The sequence below is a fragment of the Amycolatopsis jiangsuensis genome, from assembly GCF_014204865.1.
Classification (GTDB): Bacteria; Actinomycetota; Actinomycetes; order Mycobacteriales; family Pseudonocardiaceae; genus Amycolatopsis; species Amycolatopsis jiangsuensis.
In genome coordinates, this window is sequence record NZ_JACHMG010000001.1 from 591,643 (window position 1) to 616,797 (window position 25,155).

The 25,155-nt window shown below is 71.6% G+C and carries 22 protein-coding genes and 1 pseudogene; 17 read left to right on the top strand and 6 right to left on the bottom strand.

Annotated elements, in window-relative coordinates:
- Positions 1–29 precede the first annotated feature (29 nt).
- The 6 genes from BJY18_RS02515 (at position 30) to BJY18_RS02540 (ending at position 5,995) form a co-directional block, all read left to right on the top strand.
- Entirely contained in the window at positions 30–1,043 is a 1,014-nt protein-coding gene (locus BJY18_RS02515; protein ID WP_184777333.1) for a ParA family protein, read from the top strand.
- Positions 1,040–1,450 carry a cobyrinic acid a,c-diamide synthase gene (locus tag BJY18_RS02520; RefSeq protein ID WP_184777335.1) on the top strand — a complete coding sequence of 137 codons (411 nt, stop codon included), beginning with the start codon at positions 1,040–1,042 and terminating at the stop codon, positions 1,448–1,450. The genes BJY18_RS02515 and BJY18_RS02520 overlap by 4 nt, the downstream gene beginning before the upstream one ends.
- Positions 1,450–2,406 carry a segregation and condensation protein A gene (locus tag BJY18_RS02525; protein WP_221457516.1) on the top strand — a complete coding sequence of 319 codons (957 nt, stop codon included), beginning with the start codon at positions 1,450–1,452 and terminating at the stop codon, positions 2,404–2,406. Before BJY18_RS02520 ends, BJY18_RS02525 begins: the two co-directional genes overlap by 1 nt.
- Positions 2,403–3,245: an SMC-Scp complex subunit ScpB gene (scpB, locus tag BJY18_RS37680; RefSeq protein WP_184777337.1), complete on the top strand. Its 843-nt coding sequence runs from the start codon at positions 2,403–2,405 to the stop codon at positions 3,243–3,245. The genes BJY18_RS02525 and scpB overlap by 4 nt, the downstream gene beginning before the upstream one ends.
- The gene (locus BJY18_RS02535; RefSeq protein ID WP_184777339.1) at positions 3,235–3,987 is read left to right on the top strand and encodes a pseudouridine synthase; all 753 of its coding nucleotides are present in this window, start codon (positions 3,235–3,237) and stop codon (positions 3,985–3,987) included. The genes scpB and BJY18_RS02535 overlap by 11 nt, the downstream gene beginning before the upstream one ends.
- Before the next feature lie 118 nt (positions 3,988–4,105).
- Positions 4,106–5,995 carry a Xaa-Pro dipeptidyl-peptidase gene (locus BJY18_RS02540; protein WP_184777341.1) on the top strand — a complete coding sequence of 630 codons (1,890 nt, stop codon included), beginning with the start codon at positions 4,106–4,108 and terminating at the stop codon, positions 5,993–5,995.
- 9 nt (positions 5,996–6,004) lie between these two features.
- Here BJY18_RS02540 and BJY18_RS02545 read toward each other — a convergent pair whose 3' ends face one another.
- The 3 genes from BJY18_RS02545 to BJY18_RS02555 are packed head-to-tail and all read right to left on the bottom strand — an operon-like array spanning position 6,005 to position 8,151.
- Positions 6,005–7,243, bottom strand: a complete 1,239-nt coding sequence (locus tag BJY18_RS02545) for a cation:proton antiporter (RefSeq protein ID WP_246458745.1) — start codon at positions 7,241–7,243, stop codon at positions 6,005–6,007.
- Entirely contained in the window at positions 7,243–7,725 is a 483-nt protein-coding gene (locus BJY18_RS02550; protein ID WP_184777343.1) for a cation:proton antiporter regulatory subunit, read from the bottom strand. Before BJY18_RS02550 ends, BJY18_RS02545 begins: the two co-directional genes overlap by 1 nt.
- A gap of 57 nt (positions 7,726–7,782) precedes the next feature.
- Positions 7,783–8,151, bottom strand: coding sequence for a DUF4267 domain-containing protein (locus BJY18_RS02555; RefSeq protein WP_184777345.1), 369 nt, complete (start codon positions 8,149–8,151; stop codon positions 7,783–7,785).
- 90 nt (positions 8,152–8,241) lie between these two features.
- On the opposite strand from BJY18_RS02555, the gene BJY18_RS02560 reads away from it, so the two are divergent.
- The 6 genes from BJY18_RS02560 (at position 8,242) to BJY18_RS02585 (ending at position 17,388) form a co-directional block, all read left to right on the top strand.
- Positions 8,242–8,805, top strand: a complete 564-nt coding sequence (locus tag BJY18_RS02560) for a TetR/AcrR family transcriptional regulator (protein ID WP_184777346.1) — start codon at positions 8,242–8,244, stop codon at positions 8,803–8,805.
- A gap of 89 nt (positions 8,806–8,894) precedes the next feature.
- Positions 8,895–9,605 (top strand): (d)CMP kinase, encoded by a 711-nt coding sequence (cmk, locus tag BJY18_RS02565; RefSeq protein ID WP_184784371.1) that lies wholly within the window; start codon positions 8,895–8,897, stop codon positions 9,603–9,605.
- Positions 9,602–10,258, top strand: a complete 657-nt coding sequence (locus tag BJY18_RS02570; protein WP_184777348.1) for a lysophospholipid acyltransferase family protein — start codon at positions 9,602–9,604, stop codon at positions 10,256–10,258. The genes cmk and BJY18_RS02570 overlap by 4 nt, the downstream gene beginning before the upstream one ends.
- Positions 10,259–10,393: 135 nt before the next feature.
- Positions 10,394–11,836 (top strand): ribosome biogenesis GTPase Der, encoded by a 1,443-nt coding sequence (gene der / locus BJY18_RS02575; protein ID WP_184784372.1) that lies wholly within the window; start codon positions 10,394–10,396, stop codon positions 11,834–11,836.
- A gap of 226 nt (positions 11,837–12,062) precedes the next feature.
- The gene (locus BJY18_RS02580) at positions 12,063–15,953 is read left to right on the top strand and encodes a Pls/PosA family non-ribosomal peptide synthetase (protein WP_184777350.1); all 3,891 of its coding nucleotides are present in this window, start codon (positions 12,063–12,065) and stop codon (positions 15,951–15,953) included.
- Between the two features lie 91 nt (positions 15,954–16,044).
- Positions 16,045–17,388, top strand: a complete 1,344-nt coding sequence (locus tag BJY18_RS02585) for a M1 family metallopeptidase (RefSeq protein WP_184777352.1) — start codon at positions 16,045–16,047, stop codon at positions 17,386–17,388.
- Between the two features lie 24 nt (positions 17,389–17,412).
- Here the strand turns inward: BJY18_RS02585 and BJY18_RS37940 are convergent.
- Positions 17,413–17,757: pseudogene (locus BJY18_RS37940) on the bottom strand (amidohydrolase family protein); the annotation flags it as partial.
- Between the two features lie 266 nt (positions 17,758–18,023).
- Between BJY18_RS37940 and BJY18_RS02595 the strand changes: the two are divergent.
- Positions 18,024–18,317 carry a hypothetical protein gene (locus BJY18_RS02595; RefSeq protein WP_184777354.1) on the top strand — a complete coding sequence of 98 codons (294 nt, stop codon included), beginning with the start codon at positions 18,024–18,026 and terminating at the stop codon, positions 18,315–18,317.
- Positions 18,318–18,453: 136 nt separating this feature from the next.
- On the opposite strand, the gene BJY18_RS02600 is transcribed toward BJY18_RS02595, so the two are convergent.
- Both BJY18_RS02600 and BJY18_RS02605 read right to left on the bottom strand, forming a co-directional pair.
- On the bottom strand, positions 18,454–19,278 hold the full coding sequence (locus tag BJY18_RS02600) for an NAD-dependent epimerase/dehydratase family protein (RefSeq protein WP_184777355.1): 825 nt from the start codon (positions 19,276–19,278) through the stop codon (positions 18,454–18,456).
- An 89-nt stretch (positions 19,279–19,367) separates the two neighbouring features.
- A complete protein-coding gene (locus BJY18_RS02605) occupies positions 19,368–20,195 on the bottom strand; it encodes an IclR family transcriptional regulator (protein ID WP_221457519.1) in 828 nt (275 codons plus the stop codon).
- 130 nt (positions 20,196–20,325) lie between these two features.
- Here BJY18_RS02605 and BJY18_RS02610 point away from each other — a divergent pair, with 130 nt between their 5' ends.
- The 4 genes from BJY18_RS02610 to BJY18_RS02625 are packed head-to-tail and all read left to right on the top strand — an operon-like array spanning position 20,326 to position 25,147.
- Positions 20,326–21,267: a 5-dehydro-4-deoxyglucarate dehydratase gene (locus BJY18_RS02610; RefSeq protein WP_184777357.1), complete on the top strand. Its 942-nt coding sequence runs from the start codon at positions 20,326–20,328 to the stop codon at positions 21,265–21,267.
- Positions 21,267–22,523, top strand: a complete 1,257-nt coding sequence (locus BJY18_RS02615) for a glucarate dehydratase family protein (protein WP_184777359.1) — start codon at positions 21,267–21,269, stop codon at positions 22,521–22,523. Before BJY18_RS02610 ends, BJY18_RS02615 begins: the two co-directional genes overlap by 1 nt.
- A gap of 4 nt (positions 22,524–22,527) precedes the next feature.
- Positions 22,528–23,676, top strand: coding sequence for a hypothetical protein (locus BJY18_RS02620; RefSeq protein ID WP_184777361.1), 1,149 nt, complete (start codon positions 22,528–22,530; stop codon positions 23,674–23,676).
- 16 nt (positions 23,677–23,692) lie between these two features.
- A complete protein-coding gene (locus tag BJY18_RS02625; RefSeq protein ID WP_184777363.1) occupies positions 23,693–25,147 on the top strand; it encodes an aldehyde dehydrogenase (NADP(+)) in 1,455 nt (484 codons plus the stop codon).
- The last annotated feature ends 8 nt before the right edge of the window (positions 25,148–25,155 follow it).

The following is a 25,155-nucleotide window of genomic DNA, read 5'->3' on the forward strand; positions in this document are numbered from 1 at the left end:
GGACCACGCCGAAGAGGAGCTTTCCCGCCATGTCGACACCGACACCGACACCGAACCAGCCGGAGCGCCCGGCCGCGTCCGCCGGGTCGGCCGCGGCGAACCTGGGCCGCGCGGAGATCGCCACGCCCGCCGAGCACGAGGGCGACGAGCCGGACCGCGCACCGAAGTCCCGGGCGGAACGCGCCCGCGCCCGGGCGAAGGAACGCGCGGAGAGCGGGATCGGGCCGACCGGACGGCCGTGGCGGGAGGTCCCCGAGCCGCCGCCGCTCGAGCGGCACGGGCCGGCGCGGGTGCTCGCCATGTGCAACCAGAAGGGCGGCGTCGGCAAGACCACCTCGACCATCAACCTCGGCGCGGCGCTCGCCGAGTGCGGCCGCCGGGTGCTGCTCGTGGACTTCGACCCGCAGGGCGCGCTGTCGGTCGGACTCGGCATCCAGCCGCACGAACTGGACCAGACGGTCTACAACGTGATCATGGAGCGCTCGGTGCAGATCGAGGACGTGCTCCGGAAAACCCGCGTCGACGGCGTTGACCTGCTGCCGAGCAACATCGACCTGTCCGCGGCGGAGGTCCAGCTCGTCGCCGAGGTAGGGCGCGAGCACACGTTGTTACGGGTCCTTCGTCCGGTGATGAACGACTACGACTATGTTCTTGTCGACTGCCAGCCCTCGCTCGGCCTGCTGACGGTGAACGCGCTGACCGCCGCGGACGGCGTGATCATCCCGCTGGAGTGCGAGTTCTTCAGTCTGCGAGGCGTCGCGCTCCTGATCGACACGATCGAGAAGGTGCAGGAACGGCTCAACCCCAAACTGGACATAGTGGGGATTCTCGCCACGATGTACGACCCGAGAACCCTGCACTCGAAGGAGGTCATGGCTCGCGTGGTGGAGGCATTCGGCGACACCGTGTTCGACACGGTGATCAACCGCACCGTGCGGTTCCCCGAGACGACAGTCGCGGGCGAGCCGATCACGACCTGGGCCCCCAAGTCCGCCGGCGCGGCGGCGTACCGCCAGCTGGCCCGCGAGGTGATCGCTCGGTGAGCAGGCGCGCTTCCCTGCCCGGAGCCGCAGAGCTGTTCCGCCTCACCTCCAGCGCCGCCGGCCCCGCACTCGAACGGCCCCCGGCCCCCGTCGCACCGGCGCCGGCCGAGCCGCCGGCGAAGAAACCGCGGGACGGCGACCAGCTCACGCGAGGCGCCACCCGCAGCGGTTCGGGCCGCACCAAGCACGACGCGAAGATCACCGTCTACGTTTCGGGTGAGGAACTGCTCGCGATGGAGCAGGCCCGGCTGAACCTGCGGGCCAAGCACGACCTGGTGGTCGATCGCGGCAGGCTGGTCCGCGAGGCGGTCGCCGTGCTGCTGGCCGACCTCGACCAGCGCGGCGAGGAATCGGTGCTGGTGCAACGATTGCGTGCGGTCGACGAGGACGGCGGAGCCGAAGGCTGATGGACGAACCGGCATCGGCCGTGCAGCCGGAGCCGGAAGCGGCGGCCCCGGAAGCCGTCGAGGACGTGGCGGCCGCCGGGCCCCCGGAAGCACCCGCCGTGCACGAGACCGTGCACGGCGGCACCATCCCCGAGGGGTTCGCCGAGGAACTGAGCACGTCGAAGTTCAAGGTGCGGCTGCAGAACTTCGAGGGCCCCTTCGACCTGCTGCTGCAGCTGATCTCCCAGCACCAGCTCGATGTGACCGAGGTGGCGCTGCACCAGGTCACCGACGACTTCATCGCCTACACCCGCGCACTGGGCGCGGACTGGAACCTCGACGAGACCACCGAGTTCCTGGTCATCGCCGCGACCCTGCTCGACCTCAAGGCGGCCCGGCTGCTGCCCTCGGCCGAGGTGGAGAACGAGGACGACCTCGCCCTGCTCGAGGCCAGGGACCTGCTTTTCGCGCGGGTGCTGCAGTACCGCGCGTACAAGCAGGTGGCGGCGTTGTTCGGTGAGCTGGAACAAGGGGCGCTGCGGCGTTACCCGCGGTCGGTGGCGCTCGAGGAACGGTACGTCGGGCTGCTGCCCGAGGTGATGCTCGGCGTCACACCGGAGCGGTTCGCGGAGATCGCGGTGGCGGTGTTCCGGCCGAAACCGCCGCCGACGGTGTCGCTGGCGCACCTGCACATGGGCCGGGTGTCGGTACGCGAGCACGCCGCACTGCTGCGGATGAGGCTCGCCGAGTCCGGTCAGGCCACGTTCAAGGAACTGGTGGCCGACTGCGAGCACACGGTGGAGATCGTCGCGCGGTTCCTCGCGCTGCTGGAGCTCTACCGCGAGTCGACCGTCCAGTTCGACCAGCTGGAGGCACTGGCCGAACTGCACGTCCGCTGGACCGGCGGCACGGTCGCCGAGGCGTCCGCCGCCGCGGCCCACGACCGCGCGGCGGCCGAACAGGAGGAATACGGGTGAGCACCGAAGACGACCACATCCCGCCCCCTGCGGATCCGGCGGACGCAGGTGTCGAGACCGCGGTGGAAACCGTTGCACCACAAGGGGACCCTGAGCCGCCGGAAGAACCGGAGGCTGTGGTGGCGGCCGCCGAGCCGGAAACCCCGGCAGCCGAGCCGGAAACCGCGGAGCCGGCCGTCGAGGACGGACCCGGATCCGCTCCTGTGCCCGAGTCCGTCCTCCCGACCGGCGACGCGACCGGCCACGCGTCCGGCGAGGAGAACGTCGAGGACGCCGAGGACAGCGGCCTGCCCGCGATCGAGGACGACGAGGCGCTGGAGGCCGCGCTCGAGGCGCTGTTGCTCGTGGTCGATTCGCCGGCCGCGGAGGAGAGCCTGGCGGAAACGCTCGAGCAGCCGGTGGCCAGGGTGACCGTCGCGCTGTCGACCATGGCGCAGAAGTTCACCGAGCGGGCCAGCGGGATCGACCTGCGGCGCGTCGGTGAGGGGTGGCGGTTCTACACTAGGGACACCTACGCCCCGTTCGTGGAGAAGCTCCTGCTGGACGGCCAGCGGTCGAAGCTGACCAGGGCCGCGCTGGAGAGCCTCGCCGTGATCGCGTACCGGCAACCGGTGACCCGTGCGCGGGTCGCGGCGGTGCGTGGCGTGAACGTGGACGGCGTGATCCGGACCCTTCTGGCGCGGGGGCTCATCGAGGAGATGGGCACCGATCCGGAGACGACCGGCACGCTCTACGTGACGACCGAGCTGTTCCTGGAGCGGCTGGGGCTGTCGTCGCTGAACGACCTGCCCCCGATCGCTCCGCTGCTACCCGAAGTGGACTCCATCGATGACATCTGAGCAACATCCCGACGGCGTCCGGCTGCAGAAGGTCCTTTCGCAGGCGGGCATCGCGTCCCGCCGCGCGGCCGAGGACCTGATCGAGGCCGGCCGGGTGGAGGTGGACGGCGCGGTGGTCACCGAGCTGGGCCGCCGCGTGCATCCGGACGAGGCGGTGATCCACGTCGACGGCACGCGGGTCAACCTGCGCGACGACTTGGTCTACCTGTCGTTCAACAAGCCCAAGGGCGTGCACTCCACCATGTCCGACGACCGGGGCCGCCCGTGCGTCGGGGACTACCTGCGCGGCCGTTGGGAGGAGACGCCCGGCGTGGTGCACGTCGGAAGGCTCGACGAGAACACCGAGGGCATGCTGCTGCTCACCAACGACGGCGATCTCGGGCACCGGCTGATGCACCCGTCCTACCGCGTGCTCAAGACCTACTTCGCCGAGGTCGAGGGCCTGGTCCCGCGCGGTCTGGGCAAGCAGCTGCGATCCGGCTGGGAGCTGCCGGACGGGATCGTCAAGGTCGACCAGTTCCGGGTCAAGGACATGCACTCCGGCCGGACCATGGTGGAACTGGTGATCCACGAGGGCCGCAAGCACATCGTGCGCCGGCTGCTCGCCTCGGCCGGGCATCCGGTGCGCAAACTCGTGCGCACCGCGGTCGGGGACGTCCAGCTCGGCAGCCAGCGTCCGGGCACGATCCGCCGGCTCAACCGCGGCGAGGTCGGTTCGCTGTACCGCAACGTCGGTCTCTGAGCCGGACCGGCGGGCACCTCCACCGGGCCCGCCGGGCAAGACCCCACTTTCCGCCGTGGTGGCCGGGCCGGCGCACTCCTAGCGTGAGCATCATCCGAGATCGCTGGGAGGCGAGGGAATGCGCGTGCGTGCCGGATTCTGCGTGGCCGCGGTGCTCGCGGCCGGGCTGGTGGCCACCCCGGCCACGGCTGCGGCGGCCACCGAGCCGCAGTACGACTTCGCCGGGGCGATCCGCGAGACGGTGTGGGTCGACATCGGCCGCGACGGGGACGGAGACGGTGTCACCGACCGGGTCGCCGCGGACATCGTGCGTCCCGCCGAACCCGCCGCCTCGGGCGGGAAGGTACCGGTGATCATGGACGCCAGTCCGTACTACTCCTCGGTCGGGCGAGGCAACGAAACCGAGTTCAAGACCTACGACGACCAGGGCCGTCCGGTCGGGTTCCCGCTCTACTACGACAACTACTTCGTCCCGCGCGGGTACGCGGTGGTGCTGGTGGACCTGGCCGGCACCAACCGGTCGACCGGCTGCGTCGACGTCGGCGGGAAGTCCGACGTCACGTCCGCGAAGACGGTGATCGACTGGCTCAACGGCCGCGCCACCGCCTACAGCGCGAAATCCGGCGGCAGCGCGGTGAGTGCGGACTGGAGCACCGGCAACGTCGGCATGATCGGCAAGTCCTACGACGGCACGATCGCCAACGGCGTCGCCGCCACCGGGGTGGACGGGCTCAAGACGATCGTGCCGATCTCCGCGATCAGCTCCTGGTACGACTACTACCGCTCCGACGGCGCGACCTTCGGCTTCGACCCGGACGGGCTCGCGCAGACCGTCGAAAACCGCAACGGCGGCCAGGACTGTTCCGCGCAGAACAAGAAGCTCGCCGACGGCGCCACGCAGAACGGCGACTACGGCCCGCTGTGGGCCGAGCGGGACTACGCGGCGCAGGCGAAGAATGTGCACGCCAGCGTGTTCGTCTCGCACGGCGTCAACGACCTGAACGTGAAGACGATCAACTTCGGCCAGTGGTGGGACGGGCTCGCGGCCGCCGGGGTGCAGCGCAAGATCTGGCTGTCGCAGACCGGGCACGTGGACCCGTTCGACTACCGGCGCACCGAATGGGTGGACACCCTGCACCGCTGGTTCGACCACTACCTGCTGGACATCGACAACGGCATCGAGAAGGAACCGGTGGCCACCGTCGAGCGCGAGCCCGACCAGTGGGCGGACCAGCCGGCGTACCCGGCGAAGGACGCGTCGGAGACCACGTTGAACCTGCAGGCGGGCAGCACGCCAGGGATCGGGACGCTGGGCACCGGCGCCGGGTCCGGTACCGCGTCGTTCACCGACCGGGCGAAGACCGGTGAGGACGCCTGGGCGGCGAACCCGTCGGAGACCTCCGCGGACCGGGTGCTCTACAGCACCGGCGCGCTGTCGTCGCCGGTGCAGGTTTCCGGCACCTCGTCGGTCACCGTGACCGCGACGCCGAGCACCGACTCGGCGCGGTTGTCCGCGATGCTCGTGGATTACGGCCCGGCGAAGATCCGCAACTTCTCTGCCGGTGGCGAGGGCATCACGACCGGCAGCGACGAGACCTGCTGGGGGGAGAACGCCACCGGGGACGACGCCTGTTACAAGACGACCAGCGCGGACATCGCGGACGTGGACTACACGATCGTCAGCCGCGGCTGGGCCGACCTGGCCAACCACCAGTCGCTCAGCGAGGAATCCCCGCTGACGCCGGGCACGCCGTACTCCATGACGTTCCGGCTGGCCAGCACCGACCACGTCGTCCCGGCGGGGCACCGGCTCGCGCTGGTCATCGGCGGCACCGACATCGACTTCATCACCCCACCGGCGAACCTCCCGAAGCTCTCGCTCGACCTGGCGAAGACCTCCGTGCGGATCCCGCTGGCCGGCGCGGTGCCGGCCGGGCCGCGGGCGGACCGGCTCCCGGCCGGTCCGCTGGCACACGTCGCCGGGCGGGCGAGTGGCGATCTGCGGTGATCCGCGGGCTCAGCTGCCGGTGACCGGCTGGCTGTCGGCCTCGGTCTTGGCGGCTTCGGTCTTCGGTTCCGGTTCGGCCGGGGGCTTGCGCTTGCGCTGCAGGGCCTTCGCGATCGGCTCCACGACGCGGGCGGCGGTCGGGCCGAGCACCGCCATCAGGAGCACGTACGCGGTGGCGAGCGCGGCGAGTTCCCCGTCGACCGCGCCGGCGGTGACGGCGAGGCCGGCGATCACGATGGAGAACTCCCCGCGGGCGACCAGCGCCGCACCGGCGCGGGCGCGGCCCAGCTTCCCGATGTTCTGCCGGCGCGCGGCCCACCAGCCCGTGCCGACCTTGGTGAGCGTGGTCGCCACGGCGAGCACCACCGCCCAGCCCAGCACCGGCGGGATCGACTTCGGGTCGGTGTTGAGGCCGAACACCACGAAGAACACCGCGGCGAACAGGTCCCGCAACGGTTCCAGCAGCCGGGTCGCGTTGTGCGCGGTCGACCCGGACACCGCGATGCCGAGCAGGAACGCGCCCACCGCGGCGGACACCTGCATCGCCGAGGCGAGGCCGGCGACCAGCAGGGCCGCGCCGAGGATCTTCAGCAGGAACACCTCGCGGTCGTCGCTGTCCACGAGCGCGGAGACGTAGCGGCCGAACTTGAGCGCGATCACCAGCACCACGGTGATCACCAGCAGCGAGATGCCGACCGCCTCGAGCCCGCCCAGCAGGCTGACCCCGCCGAGGATCGCGGTGAGGATCGGCAGGTACAGCGCCATCACCAGGTCCTCGAACACCAGGATGGACAGCACCACCGGCGTTTCCCGGTTACCGAGCCGGCCGAGGTCGCCGAGCACCTTCGCGATGATCCCGGACGAGGAGATGTAGGTGACGCCTGCCATCACGATCGCGCCGATCGGGCCCCAGCCCAGCAGCAGCGCGACCGCGGCGCCCGGCGCGGCGTTGAGCACGATGTCCAGCAGCCCGGCCGTCCACGAACGGCGCAGCCCGGTGAACAGTTCGGCCGCGGAGTACTCCAGCCCGAGCAGCAGGAGCAGCAGCACCACGCCGATCTCGCTGGCCAGATGGGTGAAATCGCCGATGTCGGTGAGCGGGATCAGGCCGCCGGACCCGAAGCACAGGCCACCCAGCAGGTACAGCGGGATCGGGGAGAGTCCGATCCGGCCGGCCAGCCTGCCGAGCACCCCGAGTGCGAAGAAGACGGCACCGAGCTCGATCAGCGACAGCGCGGTGTGATCCATCAGCCGTGCTTCAGGATTTTGGCGGCGGCCTCGAGACCTTCCGAGGTGCCGACCACGACCAGCAGATCACCCGCGGTGAACAGGAAGTCCGGCGTGGGGGAGGGGTGCACCTGGCCGGCCCGCATGACCGCGACGATCGACACGCTGGTGCGCGTGCGCATCGCGGTGTCGCCGAGCGTGCGGCCGTCGAACGGGCTGTTCTCGGTGATCGGCAGCTGCTTGGTGTTGATGCCCGGCAGCTCGCGGTGCTCCTCGTTGAGCTGCGCCACCAGCTGCGGCGCACCGAGCAGGTTGGCCAGCGCGCCGGCCTCCTCCGCGCTCAGCGGCAGCGAGGCGAGACAGGCATCCGGATCGTCCGATTTGGACACGATCAGCTCGATCTTGCCGTCCCGCTGGGTGACGACGCCGATGCGCCGTCCGCCACGGGTGGCGAAGTCTTTGCGGACACCGATGCCGGGAAGGGGGGTGACTTCGACGTTCACACCCGCCACGGTAACCCATCCGCCGATTGTCCGTTTCGAGGAGTTCCCCCGGCAGGTTCACGCCAGCACCAGCGTCAGCGCGATCGCCACCATGACCAGGCCGGTCGCCCCGTGCACGCCGAACGCGAGTGCCCGCTTCCCCCGGTACCGCAGCACGATCAGCATGTCGCTGAACGCGGCGAACGACTCGGCCAGCACGATCCAGCCCACCACCTGCGGGCTGCCGGCGAGCATCGCCGCCCCGAGCGCAAGGCCGGACGCGACATCCCGGTCGCCCTTGATCCGGAAGAACGCCGTGCTCCCGGCCGGCAGCACCGGCAGCCCGAACGTCGCGGCGGCCTTCTCCGGGGTCAGCAGGTAGGTGATGCCGATGTAGATGATGCCGGCGGCGATGACACCGGCGAGCACGTACGCGGTGACGATCATGATTCTCTCCCCTGGTAACTAGCAACGCTAGGAATTCTGTCAACGCTAACTTAGCGACGCTAGATTGTCTAGCAGTGCTAGTATCGGGTCATGGGCCAGCGACTGCGCCGGGAACGGGACCGGGCGGAACGAGAACAGCGGATCGTGTCCGCGGCACGCGAACTCGCCGAGGCGGAGGGATGGGAGGCGGTCACCACCCGCAGGCTGGCCGCGGTCATCGAGTACAGCCAGCCGGTGCTCTACAGCCACTTCACGGGCAAGGACGCGATCATGCGTGCCGCCGCGCTGGAGGGCTTCACCGAGTTCGCCGAACAGATCGCCGCGGCCCGTCAAGGCGGGGTGCGGGCGGTGGCGGAGGCCTACCTGTCGTTCGCGGACGAGAAGCCGGCGCTGTACGACGCGATGTTCACGCTCGCGACCGATCTGCCGTTCGGCGCGGACGACACGCCGCCGATCCTTCGCACGGGCTTCGAGACCCTGCGGGAGGTGCTCGCTCCGACCGCGGGGGATCTGGATTCCGGAACGCTCACCGAGGTGTTCTGGGCGGCGTTGCACGGCCTGGTCACGCTGGACCGCGGCGGGCGCCAGCCGCCGGGATACCGCGCGGAGCGGCTGGCGCTGCTCGTCACGCGGTTCGCCGGGACGCCCGGCTGACCGGCCGGCACGCACGCCGGGCAGAATGAGCGGTGGCCGACGACCAGGACGACGCGAGGAGTGAATCGGTGACCGGAGCCCTACGCGGGGTGGTGGCGCTGGACGGGCCGTCCGGAACCGGCAAGACCACGGTGGCGCGCACCCTCGCCGGCCGGCTGAGCGCGGGCTACCTCGACACCGGCGCGATGTACCGCCTGGTCACGCTCGCCGTGCTGCGCTCGGGAACGGACCCCGGCGACGCGGAGGCGGTCGGGCACCTCGCCCACGACGCCGAGTTCGCCATCGGCACCGATCCGGAACGCCCCGAGGTCCGGCTCGCCGGTCAGGACGTGGCCGCGGAGATCCGCGGCCCCGAGGTCACCGGCGCGGTGTCCGCGGTGTCGGCGGTACCGCAGGTCCGCGAGCTGCTGGTCGCCCGCCAGCGCCGGATCATCGCCGACGTGCTCGCCGAGACCGGCGGCATCGTGGTCGAAGGCCGCGACATCGGCACCACGGTCGCCCCCGAATCCCCGCTCAAGGTCTACCTCACCGCGTCGGCCGAGATCCGCGCCGCTCGCCGGAACACCCAGGACAGCGCCGCCGGCCGCCGCACCAGCGTGGCGGACGCGCGCGAATCCGTGGAGCGGCGCGACCGGCTCGACTCCAGCCGCGCCGCCTCGCCGCTGCGCGCGGCCGAGGACGCGGTGCCGGTGGACACCTCCGAACTCACGATCGACCAGGTGATCGTGGCGCTGTCCGAGCTGGCCTGCCGGCGTGGCCTGCTGGCCGGGTGCCCGGCTGAGGCCGAGGTCGGCTCGTGAGCGGCGCCCTTCCCGAGGGCGCGAACGGACTCCTGCACGACATCGGGCGGTTCTCCGGCCGGTACTATCTGCGTCCGGCGTTCCGGATCCACGTGCACGGGCGTGCCCGCGTGCCCGCCGACGGGCCGGTCGTGGTGATCGGGAACCACAGCTCCAACGTCGATCCGCAGCTGATCATCGGAATGCTGCCGCGGCGCAGCGCGTTCCTTGCCAAGGCCGAGCTGTTCACCGGGGTGGGTGGCTGGTTCCTCCGGGCGATCGGGCAGATCCCGGTACGCCGGGGCGAGATCGACCGCGCCCCCCTGATGACCGCCGTGGGTGTGCTCAAAGCGGGTGGCGTGGTGGGTGTCTTCCCGGAAGGCACCCGCGGCGAGGGTGACGTCGGTGCGGCCGAACGCGGTGCGGCGTGGCTCGTGCGCGCCACCGGCGCCACGGTGCTGCCGATCGCGACCAGGGGCACGCGCAAACCGGCGGACGGCCGCCGGCGCTGGCGCCCCCGCGTGGACCTCCTCGTCGGGGAGCCGTTCACGCCGAAGGTCGGCCCCGGACGGACCGGGCTCGACCAGGGCACCGAGGAGCTCCGCGGGGAGCTCGCGGCGCTCGTGCGGACTTTGGACGACTGGCGTGGCGAACACGGGTTCGCCACGCCGTAGGTGAAGTGGGAAACGATGACAGGGTTTGATGCCGCCTCCGCGGGAAAGAATGCGTCGGCGGGGTTTGATGCCGCCTCCGCGGGAAAGAGTGCGTCGGCGGGGTTTGATGCCGCCTCCGCGGACGCGGTCGCGGGGCTGGGTGAGATCGACGGGACCTGGTCCGACGAGTCCGAGTTCGCCGCGCTCGACGCGCGGATCGAGGCCGAGGCCGCGGCCGGCGAGGCGGACCTCGCCCAGCCGGTGCTGGCCGTGGTGGGCCGGCCGAACGTGGGCAAGTCCACGCTCGTGAACCGGATCCTCGGCCGCCGCGAGGCCGTGGTGCAGGACGTGCCGGGGGTGACCCGCGACCGCGTCGCCTATGACGCCTACTGGAGCGGCCGCCGGTTCACGCTGGTCGACACCGGCGGCTGGGAACCGGACGCGACCGGCCTGCAGGCGGCGGTGGCCGCGCAGGCCGAGATGGCCATGCAGACCGCGGACGCGGTGCTGCTGGTCGTCGACGCCACGGTCGGCGCGACCACCACCGAGGAGACCGTCGCGCGGGTGCTGCGGCGCTCGAAGAAGCCGGTACTGCTGGCGGCGAACAAGGTGGACGACGACCGGCTGCTCGCCGACACCGCGTCGCTGTGGTCGCTCGGCCTCGGTGAGCCGCATCCGGTCAGCGCGTTGCACGGCCGCAGCTCGGGCGATCTACTCGACGCGGTCGTCGCCGCGCTGCCGACCGCGCCGCGCGAGATCGGGACGGTCAGCGCCGGACCGCGCCGGGTGGCGCTGGTCGGCAAGCCGAACGTGGGCAAGTCGAGCCTGCTCAACAAGCTGTCCGGCGAGCAGCGCGCGGTGGTCGACTCGGTCGCCGGCACCACCGTCGACCCGGTGGACTCGCTGGTCGAGCTGGACGGCGAGCCCTGGCGGTTCGTGGACACCGCCGGGCTGCGCAAACGGGTCAACTCGGCCAACGGCGCGGAGTACTACGCCTCGCTGCGCACGAAGACCGCGATCGACGCGGCCGAGGTCGCGATCGTGCTGCTGGACGCCGCCGAACCGCTGTCCGAACAGGACCTGCGCGTGCTCACGATGGTGGTCGAGGCGGGCCGTGCGTGCGTGCTGGCGTTCAACAAGTGGGACCTGGTCGACGAGGACCGCCGGCACGCCATGGTGCGCGAGCTGGACCGCGGACTGGTGCGCGTGCCGTGGGCGGAGAAGGTGAACATCTCCGCACTCACCGGCCGTTCGGTGCGCAAGCTCGCGCCCGCCCTGCGCACCGCGCTGAAGTCGTGGGACCAGCGGGTGCCCACCGGCCAGCTCAACGGGTGGCTGTCCGACCTCGTCGCGGCCACCCCGCCGCCGGTGCGCGGCGGCAAACAGCCGAAGGTGCTGTTCGCGACGCAGGCCGGCATCCGGCCGCCCACGCTCGTGCTGTTCACCACCGGGTTCCTCGAGGCCGGCTACCGGCGCTTCATCGAGCGGAAGTTCCGTGAGCAGTTCGGCTTTCCGGGCAGTCCCGTCCGGGTGAACGTGCGGGTGCGGGAAAAGAAGCCCAAGCCCAAGGCGGGCGGTAAAGCGGCCCGCCGCCGCTGACCGTCCGCCGCCGAGGGAGAGGTGACGTCCGCCACGCGGTCGTTACCCTCGCGTGATGGGGCGGGCCCGGGTGCGTAATGTGGACGTCTCGCACCGGGCGCCTCAATCGGAGAGCCAGCCCGATTGAGGCTCGCGAAAGGTGAGTGATGGGCTTGCGCGCCCAGCGTACGACCCTGCCCGCCCCCGTCCGGAAACCCGGAGCCGCCCGGCCCGCCGGCGGCCTCCGGTGACGCTGACCGCTGATTCCGGCAGCACCGAGCTGGCCCGCGCGGTCGAAGCCGCGCTCGCACCGGCGCTGTTCCGCACCGAGTCCGCCGTTGTCCGTCGCACGCTGCTCGACGTGCTCACGACCACGGCCGAACGGCACCCGAACGCCCCGGCGCTCGACGACGGCGTCAGCACGCTGAGCTACCGGCGGCTCCTGGAGGAGATCGAGGACTACGCGCGCCGGCTCCGCGAGCACGGGGTGGGCCTCGGCGACCGCGTCGGCGTCCGGATCTCCTCCGGCACAGCCGAGCTGTACGTGGCGATCCTGGCCACGTTGTCGGTCGGCGCGGCCTACGTGCCGGTCGACGCCGACGACCCGGACGAGCGTGCCGAGCTGGTCTTCGGCGAGGCGGGCGTCGCCGCGGTCGTCACCGACGGCACCATCACCGCGCACGGCACGCCGGGCGGCCGCACCGGGCGCCCCGGCCCGGCCGACGACGCGTGGATCATCTTCACCTCCGGCTCCACCGGAAAACCCAAGGGCGTCGCCGTCACGCATGGTTCAGCGGCCGCGTTCGTGGACGCCGAGGCGCAGCTGTTCCTCACCGACGAGCCGATCGGGCCGGGCGACCGGGTGCTGGCCGGACTGAGCGTGGCCTTCGACGCCTCCTGCGAGGAAATGTGGCTGGCCTGGCGGCACGGCGCCTGCTTGGCGCCCGCGCCACGTGCGCTGGTGCGCACGGGGGTGGACCTCGGCCCGTGGCTGGTCGCGCAGCGCATCACCGTGGTGTCGACGGTGCCGACGCTCGCCGCGCTGTGGCCCGCGGACGCGCTGGAAGACGTGCGGCTGCTCATCTTCGGCGGCGAAGCGTGCCCGCCGGAGCTGGCCGAACGCGTCGCCGTCGAGGGCCGCGAGGTCTGGAACACCTACGGCCCGACCGAGGCCACTGTGGTCGCCTGCGCCGCGCAGTTGACCGGCGAAGGTCCGGTGCGTATCGGCCTTCCGCTGGCGGGCTGGCAGCTGGCGGTGGTGAACGACGACGGTGAGCTGGTCGCCATGGGCGAGACCGGCGAGCTGGTCATCGGCGGGGCCGGGCTCGCCCGCTACCTCGACGAGGAGAAGGACGCGCAGAAGTTCGCACCGCTGCCGGCACTCGGCTGGGAGCGCGCGTACCGCAGCGGGGACATGGTCCGCGCGGAGACCGAGGGCCTGCTGTTCCTCGGCCGGCTCGACGAGCAGGTCAAGCTCGGTGGCCGCCGCATCGAGCTCGGTGAGGTCGACGCGGCGCTCCAGGCGCTGCCCGGCGTGCTCGGTGGCGCGGCCGCGATCCGTCGTACCAAGGCGGGCAACCAGGTGCTGGTCGGCTATCTCGTACCCGAGGACGGCCGGTCGCTGGACCTCGACGACGCGGCCACCCGGCTGCGCGCGCAGCTGCCCGCCGCGCTCGTACCGCTGCTGGCCGTGGTCGCCGGCCTGCCGACCCGGACCTCGGGCAAGGTGGACCGGGCCGCGCTGCCCTGGCCACTGTCCACTGTGGACGCGAGTGCGGCCGGCCTGTCCCCCACCGAGGCGTGGCTGGCCGAGGGCTGGGGCGAGATCCTCGGCGTCTCGGTGAGCACCGCGCGCGCCGACTTCTTCACTCACGGCGGCGGCAGCCTCACCGCGGCGCAGCTGATCGCCCGCATCCGGACCCGGCACCCCGACGTGTCGGTCAGCGACATCTACCAGCACCCGAAGCTCGGTGACCTGGCCGCGAAACTCGACGCGCTGTCGGTCCGGGAGACCGAACGCCGCGACATCGCGCCGGTCCCGCGGCGCGCGGGCGTACTGCAGAGCCTGCTGATGGTCCCGCTGATGGGGCTGGTCGGGCTGCGCTGGGCGACGCTCGCCGGGGCGGGTTCGAACGTGCTGGCGCTGCTCGGGTTTTCCTGGGCGCCCACGCTGAACTGGGCGTGGCTGGTGCTCGCCTGGCTGGTGCTGTTCAGTCCGGCCGGCCGGATCGCGATCGCCGCGGGCGGTGCCCGGATACTGCTGTCCGGCGTGCGCCCGGGCAGCTACCCGCGGGGTGGCAGTGTCCACTTGCGACTGTGGACCGCGGAGAAGCTGGCGGGGTTCAGCGGTGCGGACAGTGTGGCCGGCGCGTCGTGGATGACCACGTACGCGAAGGCACTCGGTGCGCGCATCGGCAGGGACGTGGACCTTCACTCGCCGCCGCCGGTCACCGGGTTCCTCAAGCTCGGCCGCGGGGCCGCGGTGGAACCGGAAGCCGACCTGTCCGGGCACTGGGTCGACGGCGACCTGGTGCACATCGGCAAGGTCCGGATCGGTGCCGAGGCACGAGTCGGCGCACGCAGCACACTCTTTCCCGGCGCGCGGGTCGGCAAAGGCGCGGAGATCGCCGCGGGTTCGACCGTGCGTGGTGCGGTCCCGGCCGGGCAGCGCTGGGCCGGTTCGCCCGCGGTCCGCGTGGGCAAGGACGTCAAGGACGCGCTGAAATGGCCGGCGAGCCGTCCGCCGCGTTCGCGGTTCTGGGCCGCGGTCTACGGCGCGACGTCGCTGACGCTCGGGCTGCTGCCCGGAATCGCCGCGCTGGCCGGAGTCGCGGTGCTGGGCTCCGCGATCGCCGGCGCGCCGACGCTCGCCGACGCCGGGCTTCGCGCGCTCGCCGCGGTGCCGCTCGCGACCCTCGCTTACTTCCTCGCGTACGCGCTGCTCGTGCTGATCGGAGTCCGGTCGCTCGCGGCCGGCCTGGTCGAGGGCTACCACCCGGTGCACGGCCGGGTCGCGTGGCAGGTCTGGGCCACCGAACGGCTCATGGGCATGGCACGGGAAGGTCTGTTCCCGCTGTACGCCAGCCTGTTCACCCCGGTGTGGCTGCGGCTGCTCGGGGCGAAGGTGGGCCGGGGCGTCGAGGCGTCCACCGTCCTCGCACTGCCCAAGATGACCAAAGTGGACAGTGGTGCGTTCCTCGCCGACGACACCATGGTGGCCACCTACGAACTGGGCCACGGCTGGCTGCACGTGGCGCCCGCGCGGATCGGCAAACAGGCCTTCCTCGGCAATTCCGGGATGACCGCGCCGGGCCGTTCGGTGCCCAAACGCGGACTGGTCGGGGTGCTCTCGTCCACGCCGGCCAAGGCGAAGAAGGGCTCGTCCTACCTCGGGATGCCGCCGCTGCCGGTGCGCAGGGCGGTCGGTGACGCGGACACCAGCCGCACCTACACGCCGCCGCTGCACCTCAAGGCCGCGCGGGCGCTGGTGGAGCTGTGCCGGATCGTGCCGGTGATGTGCGGGGTCGCGCTGACCGTCGGCGTCGCGGTGACGCTGCTGGCGCTGGCCGCCGAGGCCGGGTTCCTGGTGGCCGCGCTGCTGGCCGGTCCGGTGCTGCTGGCGGCGGGGATCGTCGCCGCGCTCACCGCGACCGCGGCGAAGTGGCTGCTGGTCGGGAAGTTCCGCGAGGTCGACCATCCGCTGTGGAGTTCCTTCGTGTGGCGCAACGAACTGGCCGACACGTTCGTGGAGACGTTCGCCGTGCCGTGGCTGGTCGGCTCGCTCGGCGGCACGCCGCTGCTGAACGCCTGGCTGCGCACGATGGGCGCGCGAATCGGCCGGGGCGTGTGGCTCGAGACGTACTGGCTGCCGGAGTCCGACCTGGTCTCCCTCGGCGACGGCGCGACGGTCAACCGCGGCTGCGTGGTCCAGACCCATCTGTTCCACGATCGGATCATGACCATGTCCCGGGTCGAGGTGGCCGAGGGCGCGACGCTGGGCCAGCACGGCATCGTGCTGCCCGGCGCGAGTATCGGCGCGCGCACCACGGTGGGCCCGGGTTCGCTGGTGACCCGGGGCGACGCGGTGCCGGCGGACACCCGCTGGCTGGGCAACCCGATCTCGGTCTGGCGCGGGTAGCAGGCCACAGTCCACGGCGAGCGTTGCGGTCCCGGCGCGGGCGCGCGATGCTGATGACGAGCACAGCAGGCGGAAGCGGGGTTCTTCTCGGGTGAGTACGAAGGCAGCCGCACCGGCGCCCGGTGCGGAAACCTCCGGCGACACGTACCTCCCGGACCACGGCAACGGCGGGTACCGGGTCCGGCACTACGATCTGGACCTCGACTACCGCATCGGCCCCAACCGGCTCGCCGCCACCGCGGTGCTCACCTGCGAGGCCACTCAGGCGCTGTCGCGGTTCTCGCTGGACTTCGGCGAGTTCCGGGTGGGCCGGGTGCTGGTCGAGGGCCGGGCCGCCAAGTACCTGCGGCGTGGCCTGAAGCTGCAGGTCCGTCCCGCGCGCCCGATCCCGGCCGGTGCGGTGTTCCGGGTGGAGGTCCGCTACTCCGGAAACCCGAAGCCGGTGCGAAGCCGCTGGGGCGACATCGGCTGGGACGAGCTGACCGACGGCGCGCTGGTGGCGAGCCAGCCGGTCGGCGCCCCCTCCTGGTTCCCGTGCAACGACCACCCCGCCGACAAGGCGTCCTACCGGGTCGCGGTGGCCGCCTCGTCGCCGTACCTGGTGGTGGTGACGGGAAACCTGATGTCGCGCCATCAGGCGGCGAGTACCACGAGATGGGTCTACGAGCGGGCGGAGCCGACCGCGGCGTACCTGATGAGCGTGCAGATCGGCCGGTACGACGAAATCGAGCTGGCCGGCGAACTGTCCTCGCCGGGGAGCGGGGTCGTGCAGCGGGCCGCCGTGCCGCCCCGGCTGCGGCGGCAGTTCATCCGCGATTTCGGGCGGCAGGGCCGGATGATGGCCGCGCTGCAAGGATGGTTCGGGCCTTATCCGTTCGGCGAGTACGTGGTCGTGGTGACCGACGACGAACTGGACGATCCGATCGAAGCGCAGGGGATGTCGATCTTCGGGGCCAACCACGTGGACGGTCACCGCACGCACGAGCGACTGGTGGTCCACGAGCTGGCCCACCAGTGGTTCGGCAACAGCCTGACCGTGGCCGACTGGCGGCACATCTGGCTCAACGAGGGGTTCGCGACCTACACCGAATGGCTGTGGTCGGAGGAATCCGGCGGAGAGTCCACGGCGTCGCAAGCCCGCGGCTGGTACGACCACGTCCGTGCCGAACCGGCCGACGTGGCGATCGGCGATCCCGGCGCGGCACGCATGTTCGACGAACGCGTGTACAAGCGCGGTGCGCTCACCCTGCACGCGTTGCGCGGTGAAATCGGGGACGCGGCGTTCTTCGCGGTGGTGAAAGCGTGGGCGGCGCAGTACCGGCACGCAGTGGTGCGTACCGAGGATTTCGTCGCGCTGGCGGAGAAGCAGGCGGGGCGTTCGCTGGCGGAGTTCTTCGACCGCTGGCTCGGGAAGTTCCCGCTGCCGCGGCTGTGACCAATCGCGAGTCCCCGCCTCGAACGGATAGTCGAGGGAGAACAGCACGTTGCCGGCACCGATCTCGGCGATCGCGTCGAGCAGTGCCGCGTGCGAGAACACCCCCGACGTGGTGATCGTGACGTTCCGCCCGAAGTACTGCGAGGGCAGCCGCTCCAGCGGAGGCTGCAGCTCGGGGGCCAGGTCGCGGTAGCGGGCGTCGATGCGGTACAGCTGCGCGGGCAGGAACTCACCCATGTGCCCCAGGATGAGCCGGGCGCCGGGGAACCAGTCGAAGACGCCGCCGAAGATCAGCCGCAGGGCGTGCCCGCCGGTGCGCTGGTTTCCGCCCCAGGTCGCGTGGTCCAGTCCCGGATATCCGCGCAGCATCTGCCATTCGTCCGACGGCACGGGTTCGGGTGCAGGTAGAGCGGGACCCCGAGTTCCTGCAGGGTCTCCCGGAACGGGGCGTACCGCGGCTCGTCCAGGTAGTGGCCGAGAGTTCGGTGAAGTCGGCCAGCCTCCGTCGCCAGTCGGCGGCCACTTCCGGTTTCGCCGGAAGGTGGGGCAGCGGGGGTCCGTCGGTCGAAAGCTCGTCGTAGGAGAACGCTCGCGCCACCCTGCTGTGGCGGGCGCATGACTGGTTTCGCGGCGCCGTGACGACCGGCCGGCGCGGCGAGCCGGGCTGGGTGAGTCCCGCGCACGCGACCCTGCTGAGCCAGCTCGACCCCGGCGGAATGCCGATGGCCGACCTCGGCCGGTCGAAACTCGTCGTGCCGCCCCCGGAAGGCATCGTCCGGCGACGGCAGGCACGCGAGCTGCGGCGCGAACCGAAAGCCGGATTGGCCGAACGCATCGGGCCACAGCGGATGCCGGCGCTGCGGGACGCGCTGGAACAGGACTGGGGCGAGGTCGCCGGCCGCGGTGGGCAACGGCGCCCGACGCTGTGAGCAAGTCCGGAGTGGACTGTCCCTCTGCGACAGTCCACTCCAGACTGCCGAAGACATGCGGTGGGTCGATCAGGCAGTCGCGCCGCGGTGCCGATGACCGCGCTGCCGGTGGCCGCGGTGTCTCAGCGCGGGTGCGTCACAGCGGGTTGAACGCCCCCAGCGGCGCGGTGCAGAACGGTCCGCCGACGCATTCCGCGGCGATCCCGGACGGTCCGGGCTGTCCGGCCAGCTGCTCGGCGAAGACCTCGGCGTCGTCGTGTGAGGTGTAGCCCAGCGCTTCGGCTTCGGCGAGGGAGTAGATCCGCCGCGTGTTGTCCGAGACGCCCCAGATCAGCCGGTAACCGGGGGAGGGCGCGCTGAGGCACGCCTCGAACAGTCGCGCACCGTCGTCCGGGGACAGCCAGGTGACCAGTCCACGCGGACCGAGCGGCAGCGGGGTCTCGAAGCACGAGCCGATCCGCACCACGATCACGTCCATGCCGAAACGCGAGGCGTACAGGCTGCCCAGGGCCTCGATGGCGGCTTTGCTGACGCCGTAGTAGGTGTCGGGCCGCGGGCTCGAATCGGCGGGCAGCCCGCTCTCGCCGGCGTCGGCGATGCGGCGGAACCCGACCGCGTGGTTGCTCGAGGCGAGGATCACCCGCTTGATCCCGGCCTCGCGGGCTGCCTCGAGCACGGTGTGCGTGCCATTGATGTTCACGTCGAGGGTGGCTTCCCACGAGTTCTCCCGGCTGTGCCCGCCGAGGTGGATCAGCGCGTCCGCGCCCTCGCACGCCGCGGCCATCGTCGCGGCGTCGGTGACCGAGCCGGTCAGGATTTCGACCGCTTCGCCGGGCTCAGCCGCGGGCTGCCCGGCGAGGTCCAACAGGCGCAGCACCCGGCCGGGTTTGCGCAGCCGCGGCCGCATCAGGGTGCCGACGACGCCGGCCGCTCCGGTGATCAGCACACGCTGGTCTGGCATGGGGGAGTCCTCTCGCGAACAGAGCTGGACTCGTGCGTGGCGAGGCCGGTCGGAACCGGCGTCGCCACGCACGAGGCGGGGAAGGGGGGTCAGCGGATGCCGGCCCGGCGCAGCTGCTGGCCGAGTTCGGCGGTGGTTTCGGCCAGCAGCGTGCCCACGCGTTCGGCGTCGGCATCGCTCACCTGGCCGACCGGCATCGAGCAGCTCATCGCGTCGGTGCCGGGAATGCGGTACGGGATCACCGCGGCGACGCAGCGCACGCCCGGGGTGCCTTCTTCGAACTCGGCCGCGTATCCGCGGTCACGCGTGCGTGCGAGGTCGGCGTGCAGTGCCTCGCGGGAGGTGATGGTGTGCGAAGTGAGCGGCGAGAGCTCGGCCGGCACGAGGTCTTCGATCTCCTCGTGCGTCAGCTCGGCCAGCAGCGCCTTGCCCAGCGCGGTGGCGTGCGCCGGCAGCGTGCGCCCGACCCGGGAGACCAGATGGGTGGAGTGCTGTGATTCGCGGGTTTCCAGGTACACGACCTCGGTGCCGTTGCGGCGGGCGAAGTGCGCGGTGAACCCGGTTTTCTCGCGGATGCGCTCCAGCGCCTCGGTGGCGAACGGCACGATCGCGTCGCGGTCCAGGTAGGCGGTCCCGCAGATCAGCGCCCGCACGCCGAGCCGGTACCGCGCCGAGTTCGCGTCCGCTTCCAGCCAGCCCGCATCCAGCAGGGTGCGCAGCAGTCCGTGCAGACTGGACCGTGGGAACCCGGTGCGGGCGTGCAGGTCCGACAGGGAGAGCCACACGTCGTTCGCGGCGAAGGTCTCGAGCAGGTCGATGGTGCGCCGGGCGGACTTCACGCCCGACGCGCCCGGCTCGCCACCCGCGGCGTGCTCCGGCGTGCCAGGGGTGCCTGCGGCGGCGAGTTTCTGCGCCATGTGCGTCCTCCGACCGGGGGCGTTGACTTGTGAGTCCGGCCATATTAGCGTCCCGAACTGCGTTCTTGTGGATGAATATGGTCACGATAACAGACTCCATTCAAGAATGTGAACATTGGAGCAGAAACTGATGGCACAGACCGAGATCGCGCTGGACGGCCTGCTGGCGTTCCCGCTGACGCCGTTCGCCGACGACCTCGAGGTCGACCTCGACGGGTTCGCGGAGAACGTGGAAGGCCACATCGCCGCCGGTGCCGGCGCGCTGTTCGTCGCGTGCGGCACCGGTGAGTTCAGCTCGCTTTCGGCCGACGAGGTCGCCGCTGCGCTGGCGAAGGCGCGTGAGGTGGCCGCGGGCCGCGTCCCGGTGTGGGTCGGGGCCGGCGGTGGCGCCGCGAACGCGCGCGCGGGCGTGGCCGCGGCGCAGGCCGGCGGTGCGGACGGAGTGCTCCTGCTGCCGCCGTATCTGGTCAAGGGCCCGCAGGCCGGGCTCGCCGAGTACGTGCGCTTCGCGGTCGGCGACAGCACCGTGCCGGTGGTGGTCTACCACCGCGGCACCGGTGTGTTCAGCGCTCCGACGGCGGCAAAGCTGCTGGACATCCCGTCCGTCGCCGGGATCAAGGACGGCTACGGCGACGTCGACACGATGACCCGCATCGTCACCACCATCCGCGCGCTGGGCACGAGGCGTTCGGAGGAGTTCCTGTTCTTCAACGGGTTGCCGACCGCTGAAGTGTCCGCGAAGGCGTACGCGGCGATCGGCGTGGCGCGCTATTCCTCGGCTGTGCACTGCTTCGCGCCCGAGATCGCGCACCGTTTCCACCGTGCCCTCGGTGAAGGCGACGAGGCCGCGATGGACGCGCTGCTCGCCGGGTTCTACGTCCCGCTGGTGGCGTTGCGCGACGAAACACCCGGCTTCGCGGTGTCGCTGGTGAAGGCGGCCGCCCGGTTGCGCGGCGACAAGGTCGGCACGGTACGGCCGCCGTTGGTAGAGCCGACTGCCGAGCAGATCGACCGGCTGGGGACGATCGTCGAAGACGGCTTCGCAGTGCTGAAGCGGATCGAGGCCCGTTGATGAAGATCCGGGACGTGGTGCTCACCCCGGTCGCGTTCGCGGACCCGCCGCTGCTGAACGTGATGGGTGTGCACGAGCCGTACGCGTTGCGCAGCGTGGTGCAGCTGGTCTGCGAAGACGGCGTGGTCGGGCTGGGCGAGTCCTACGGCGACGAGGCGTTCCTCGGCGAGGTGCGCAAGGTCGTGTCGGAGCTGGCCGGGCACGACGTCTTCGACCTGCCGGGGCTCAAGCGCGTCGTCGCGCGCACGCTGGCCGGCGCCGTGCTGACCGACGAGCACGGGCTGATCGGCGGATTCTCCATCCGCAAGACGATCGCGAGCGTGTACTCGCTGTTCGAAGTGGCCTGCCTGGACGCGCAGGGGCACGCGCTCGGCCGTCCGGTGGTGGATCTGCTCGGCGGCAAGGCGCGTGACGCGGTCGAGTTCTCCGCCTACCTGTTCTACAAGTACGGCGCGCACCTCGGCGCGGACGAGGACAGCTGGGGCGAGGTCGTCACCCCGGAGGCGCTCGTCGGCGAGGCGGCGCGGATGGTGGGGGAGTACGGGTTCCGCTCGATCAAGCTCAAGGGTGGTGTGTTCGAGCCGGAGCAGGAGATCGCGGGCATCCGTGCCCTCGCCGAGGCGTTCCCGGGCCATCCGTTGCGGATCGACCCGAACGCCGCGTGGACGCCGGAGACGAGCGCGCGCGTGGCCGGGGAACTCGAAGGCGTGCTGGAGTACCTGGAGGACCCGACGCCGGGGATCGAGGGCATGGCACGCGTGGCGGAGCGGGCGAGCATGCCGCTGGCCACCAACATGTGCGTGGTGAACTTCGGGGACATCGAGCCGGCCTTCCGCGCGCGGGCGATCGGCGTGCTGCTGTCCGACCACCACTTCTGGGGCGGGATGCGGGACACGCAGGCACTGTCGGTGACCTGCGAGAGCTTCGGCATCGGGCTGTCCATGCACTCCAACAGCCACCTGGGCATCAGCCTCGCCGCGATGGTGCACGTGGCCGCCGCGACGCCGCATCTGACCTACGCCTGTGATACGCATTGGCCGTGGAAGACCGCAGACGTGATCACGCCGGGCGCACTGGAGTTCACCGGCGGTGCCGTGCCGGTGCCGGACAAGCCGGGCCTAGGCATCGAGCTGGACCAGGACTCGCTCGCCCGCGCGCACGAGGACTACGTCCGATGTGGACTGACCAAACGGGACGACGTGACCTACATGCGCCGGTACCGGCCGGGATTCGAGCCGAACACCGCGAGGTGGTGACTCGGTGAAGGTGACCGGATACGCCTACCCGTGGGACGTGCTCGGCGACCCGGGTTTCGTCGAACGCGCGCGTGACCTCGATGTCGACGAGGTGGCGGTCGCTCTGAGCTATCACAGCACCCGTGCGGCCACGCCGTGGTCGGCTGAGCGCACGTCGGTGGTCGCGCGCACCGCGGCGTTCTATCGGCCGGTGCGCGAAGAGGCGTGGGAAGGGCGCGAGCTGGTGCCCGCGGTTCCGGACTGGGTGGCGCAGCCGGACAGCGGCGGCGACGCCGTACGTCTGCTGAACGCCGCGGGGATGCCGGCCGCCGCGTGGCTCGTGGTGACGCACAATTCCCAGCTGGGGACGGCGTTTCCGGGTTACGCGGTGCAGAACTGCTTCGGGGAGACCTACCCGTGGGCGCTGTGTCCTGCGCAGCCCGCGGTGCGGGAGTACGCCGCGACGCTGGTCGCCGAAGCCGTCGCGGGACTCGAGCTGTCGTCGGTGATCCTGGAAGCCTGTGGTCCGCTCGGCGTGGTGCACCAGCACCAGCACGAGAAGACCGACGGCGTGTGGGCGCCGGCGGTCGCGCGGGTGCTTTCGATCTGCTGCTGCGACGCGTGTGCCGAAAGCTGGAACGGCAAGAATCCCCAAGCGGTGCGCGAAAAGCTGCGCGCGGAGGTGCACCGGCTGCTGGCCACGGCCGATATCGCGGTGACCGAGGACCGGCTCCCGGGATCGCTGAAGGAGCTGCTGCTCGCCGGGCGGCAGCAGGCCACGGACACGCTGCGCGCGGCGGTGCTCGAGAAGCTGGAGCCCGGTACGCGAGTCGTCCTGCACGGTGCGCTGGATCCGTGGGCCACCGGTGCGCTGCCCGGGCTCACCCCGGCCGCTGCCGGTGACACGGCAGCTGTGGTCCTGCAAAACTGGGCGCCGGGCCCGGGAAGCGTCCGGACGGTGGCCGCGGCCCGGAAGACGTTGCCCGCGGACGTCGCGGTGGGCAGCTACGTCACCGCCGTCGCGGCGAGCCCGGTGCCGGACATCGAGGCGTACGTGCGCGAGCTCGGCAAGGCGGGCGCCACCGAACTGCACCTCTACCATCTGGGCCTGGCCGGTCCCGCGCGCTGGCCGGACCTGCTTTCCGCGGTCGCCGCCGCCCAGCAACCGTCGTGAACCGAACGAGGAGATCATGAGCCTGGAAACCTCCGCAGCGGACCTGGAACGGGTGCTCACCTCGGCGGCCGCCGCCGCGCGCCCGTTCGCCGCGAGCACGCCCGCCGAACGGGCCGGCTGGCTCACCGCCGTGGCCGACGCCCTCGACGCCGAAGCCGACGAGCTGGTCGCGCTCGCGCACGCCGAAACCCACTTGCCCGCCACGCCCCGGCTGAAGGGCGAGCTGGCCCGCACCACCTTCCAGCTGCGATTGTTCGGCGAGGTGCTGGGCGACGGCGCGTACCTCGGCGCCACGGTCGACCACGCCGATCCGGACTGGCCGATGGGCGCGCGCCCGGACATCCGCCGGGCGCTCGTGCCGATCGGGCCGGCGCTGGTGTTCGCCGCGAGCAACTTCCCGTTCGCCTTCAGCGTGGCAGGTGGTGACACCGCGGCCGCGCTCGCCGCCGGATGCCCGGTGGTGCTGAAGGCCCACCCGGGGCACGAAAAGCTCTCCTCCCGCACGGGGGAGATCGTGGCCGGCGCGCTGGCCGCCGCCGGGGCTCCCGACGGCGCGTTCGCCGTGATCCACGGGGTCGAGGAGGGCGTGAGCGCGTTGAAGGACCCGCGGATCGCGGCTGCCTCGTTCACCGGTTCCGTTCCCGGCGGGCGGGCGCTGTTCGACATCGCGATGGCTCGGCCGACGCCGATCCCGTTCTACGGCGAGCTGGGCAGCGTGAACCCGGTGGTGGTCACGCCGGGTGCGGTCGCCGCGCGAGGCGAAGCGGTCGCCAGGGCCTACACCGGATCCTTCAGCCTCGGAGCCGGCCAGTTCTGCACCAAACCGGGCCTGCTGTTCCTGCCGGAAGGGCATGGGCTGGAGGACATCCTTCGCGAGGCCGTCGGCGGTGTCGCGCGGCAGGACATGCTGAACGAGCGGATCGCCACCGGGTTCTCGGACAAGCTGAGCGCACTACGGGAAGCGCCGGGCGTTTCGGTGGTGGCGGACGGCGACCGGCGGGAGCTCGGCTGCACGCCGAGCCTGATGAGCACCACGGCCAAGCAGTTCCTGGCCGGCGGTGAGGCGATGCGCGAGGAACACTTCGGCCCGGCTTCGCTGATCGTCACCTACACCGATCAGGCCGAGCTGATCGAGGTGCTGGACACGCTCGACCCCGGGCTCACCGCGACCGTGCAGGGCGAGGAGGACGAGGCAGAGTACGTGCGTGCGCTGCTGCCGTCGCTGACCAGGCTGGCCGGGCGGCTGCTCTGGAACGACTGGCCGACCGGTGTCACGGTGAGCTGGGCACAGCAGCACGGCGGCCCGTACCCCGCCACCACCGCGCCGACCACGACGTCGGTCGGCACCGCGGCCATCGAGCGGTTCCTGCGCCCGGTGGCGTGGCAGGGTTTCCCCGACGCACTGCTGCCCGAGCCGCTGCGTGAGGCCAATCCCTGGCAGCTGCCCCGCCGCACCGACGGGGTGCGCTGACCCTTTCG

Excerpts from the sequence above, each read along its gene's own strand:
- BJY18_RS02545 (WP_246458745.1), bottom strand. The coding sequence starts at position 7,243 with ATGGATCACACCGCGCTGTCGCTGATCGAGCTCGGTGCCGTCTTCTTC.
- BJY18_RS02615 (WP_184777359.1), top strand. The coding sequence starts at position 21,267 with ATGAAGATCCGGGACGTGGTGCTCACCCCGGTCGCGTTCGCGGACCCG.
- BJY18_RS02555 (WP_184777345.1), bottom strand. The coding sequence starts at position 8,151 with ATGATCGTCACCGCGTACGTGCTCGCCGGTGTCATCGCCGCCGGCATC.
- BJY18_RS02625 (WP_184777363.1), top strand. The coding sequence starts at position 23,693 with ATGAGCCTGGAAACCTCCGCAGCGGACCTGGAACGGGTGCTCACCTCG.
- BJY18_RS02610 (WP_184777357.1), top strand. The coding sequence starts at position 20,326 with ATGGCACAGACCGAGATCGCGCTGGACGGCCTGCTGGCGTTCCCGCTG.
- BJY18_RS02540 (WP_184777341.1), top strand. The coding sequence starts at position 4,106 with ATGCGCGTGCGTGCCGGATTCTGCGTGGCCGCGGTGCTCGCGGCCGGG.
- BJY18_RS02535 (WP_184777339.1), top strand. The coding sequence starts at position 3,235 with ATGACATCTGAGCAACATCCCGACGGCGTCCGGCTGCAGAAGGTCCTT.
- BJY18_RS02515 (WP_184777333.1), top strand. The coding sequence starts at position 30 with ATGTCGACACCGACACCGACACCGAACCAGCCGGAGCGCCCGGCCGCG.
- BJY18_RS02560 (WP_184777346.1), top strand. The coding sequence starts at position 8,242 with ATGGGCCAGCGACTGCGCCGGGAACGGGACCGGGCGGAACGAGAACAG.
- BJY18_RS02525 (WP_221457516.1), top strand. The coding sequence starts at position 1,450 with ATGGACGAACCGGCATCGGCCGTGCAGCCGGAGCCGGAAGCGGCGGCC.
- BJY18_RS02600 (WP_184777355.1), bottom strand. The coding sequence starts at position 19,278 with ATGCCAGACCAGCGTGTGCTGATCACCGGAGCGGCCGGCGTCGTCGGC.
- BJY18_RS02605 (WP_221457519.1), bottom strand. The coding sequence starts at position 20,195 with ATGGCGCAGAAACTCGCCGCCGCAGGCACCCCTGGCACGCCGGAGCAC.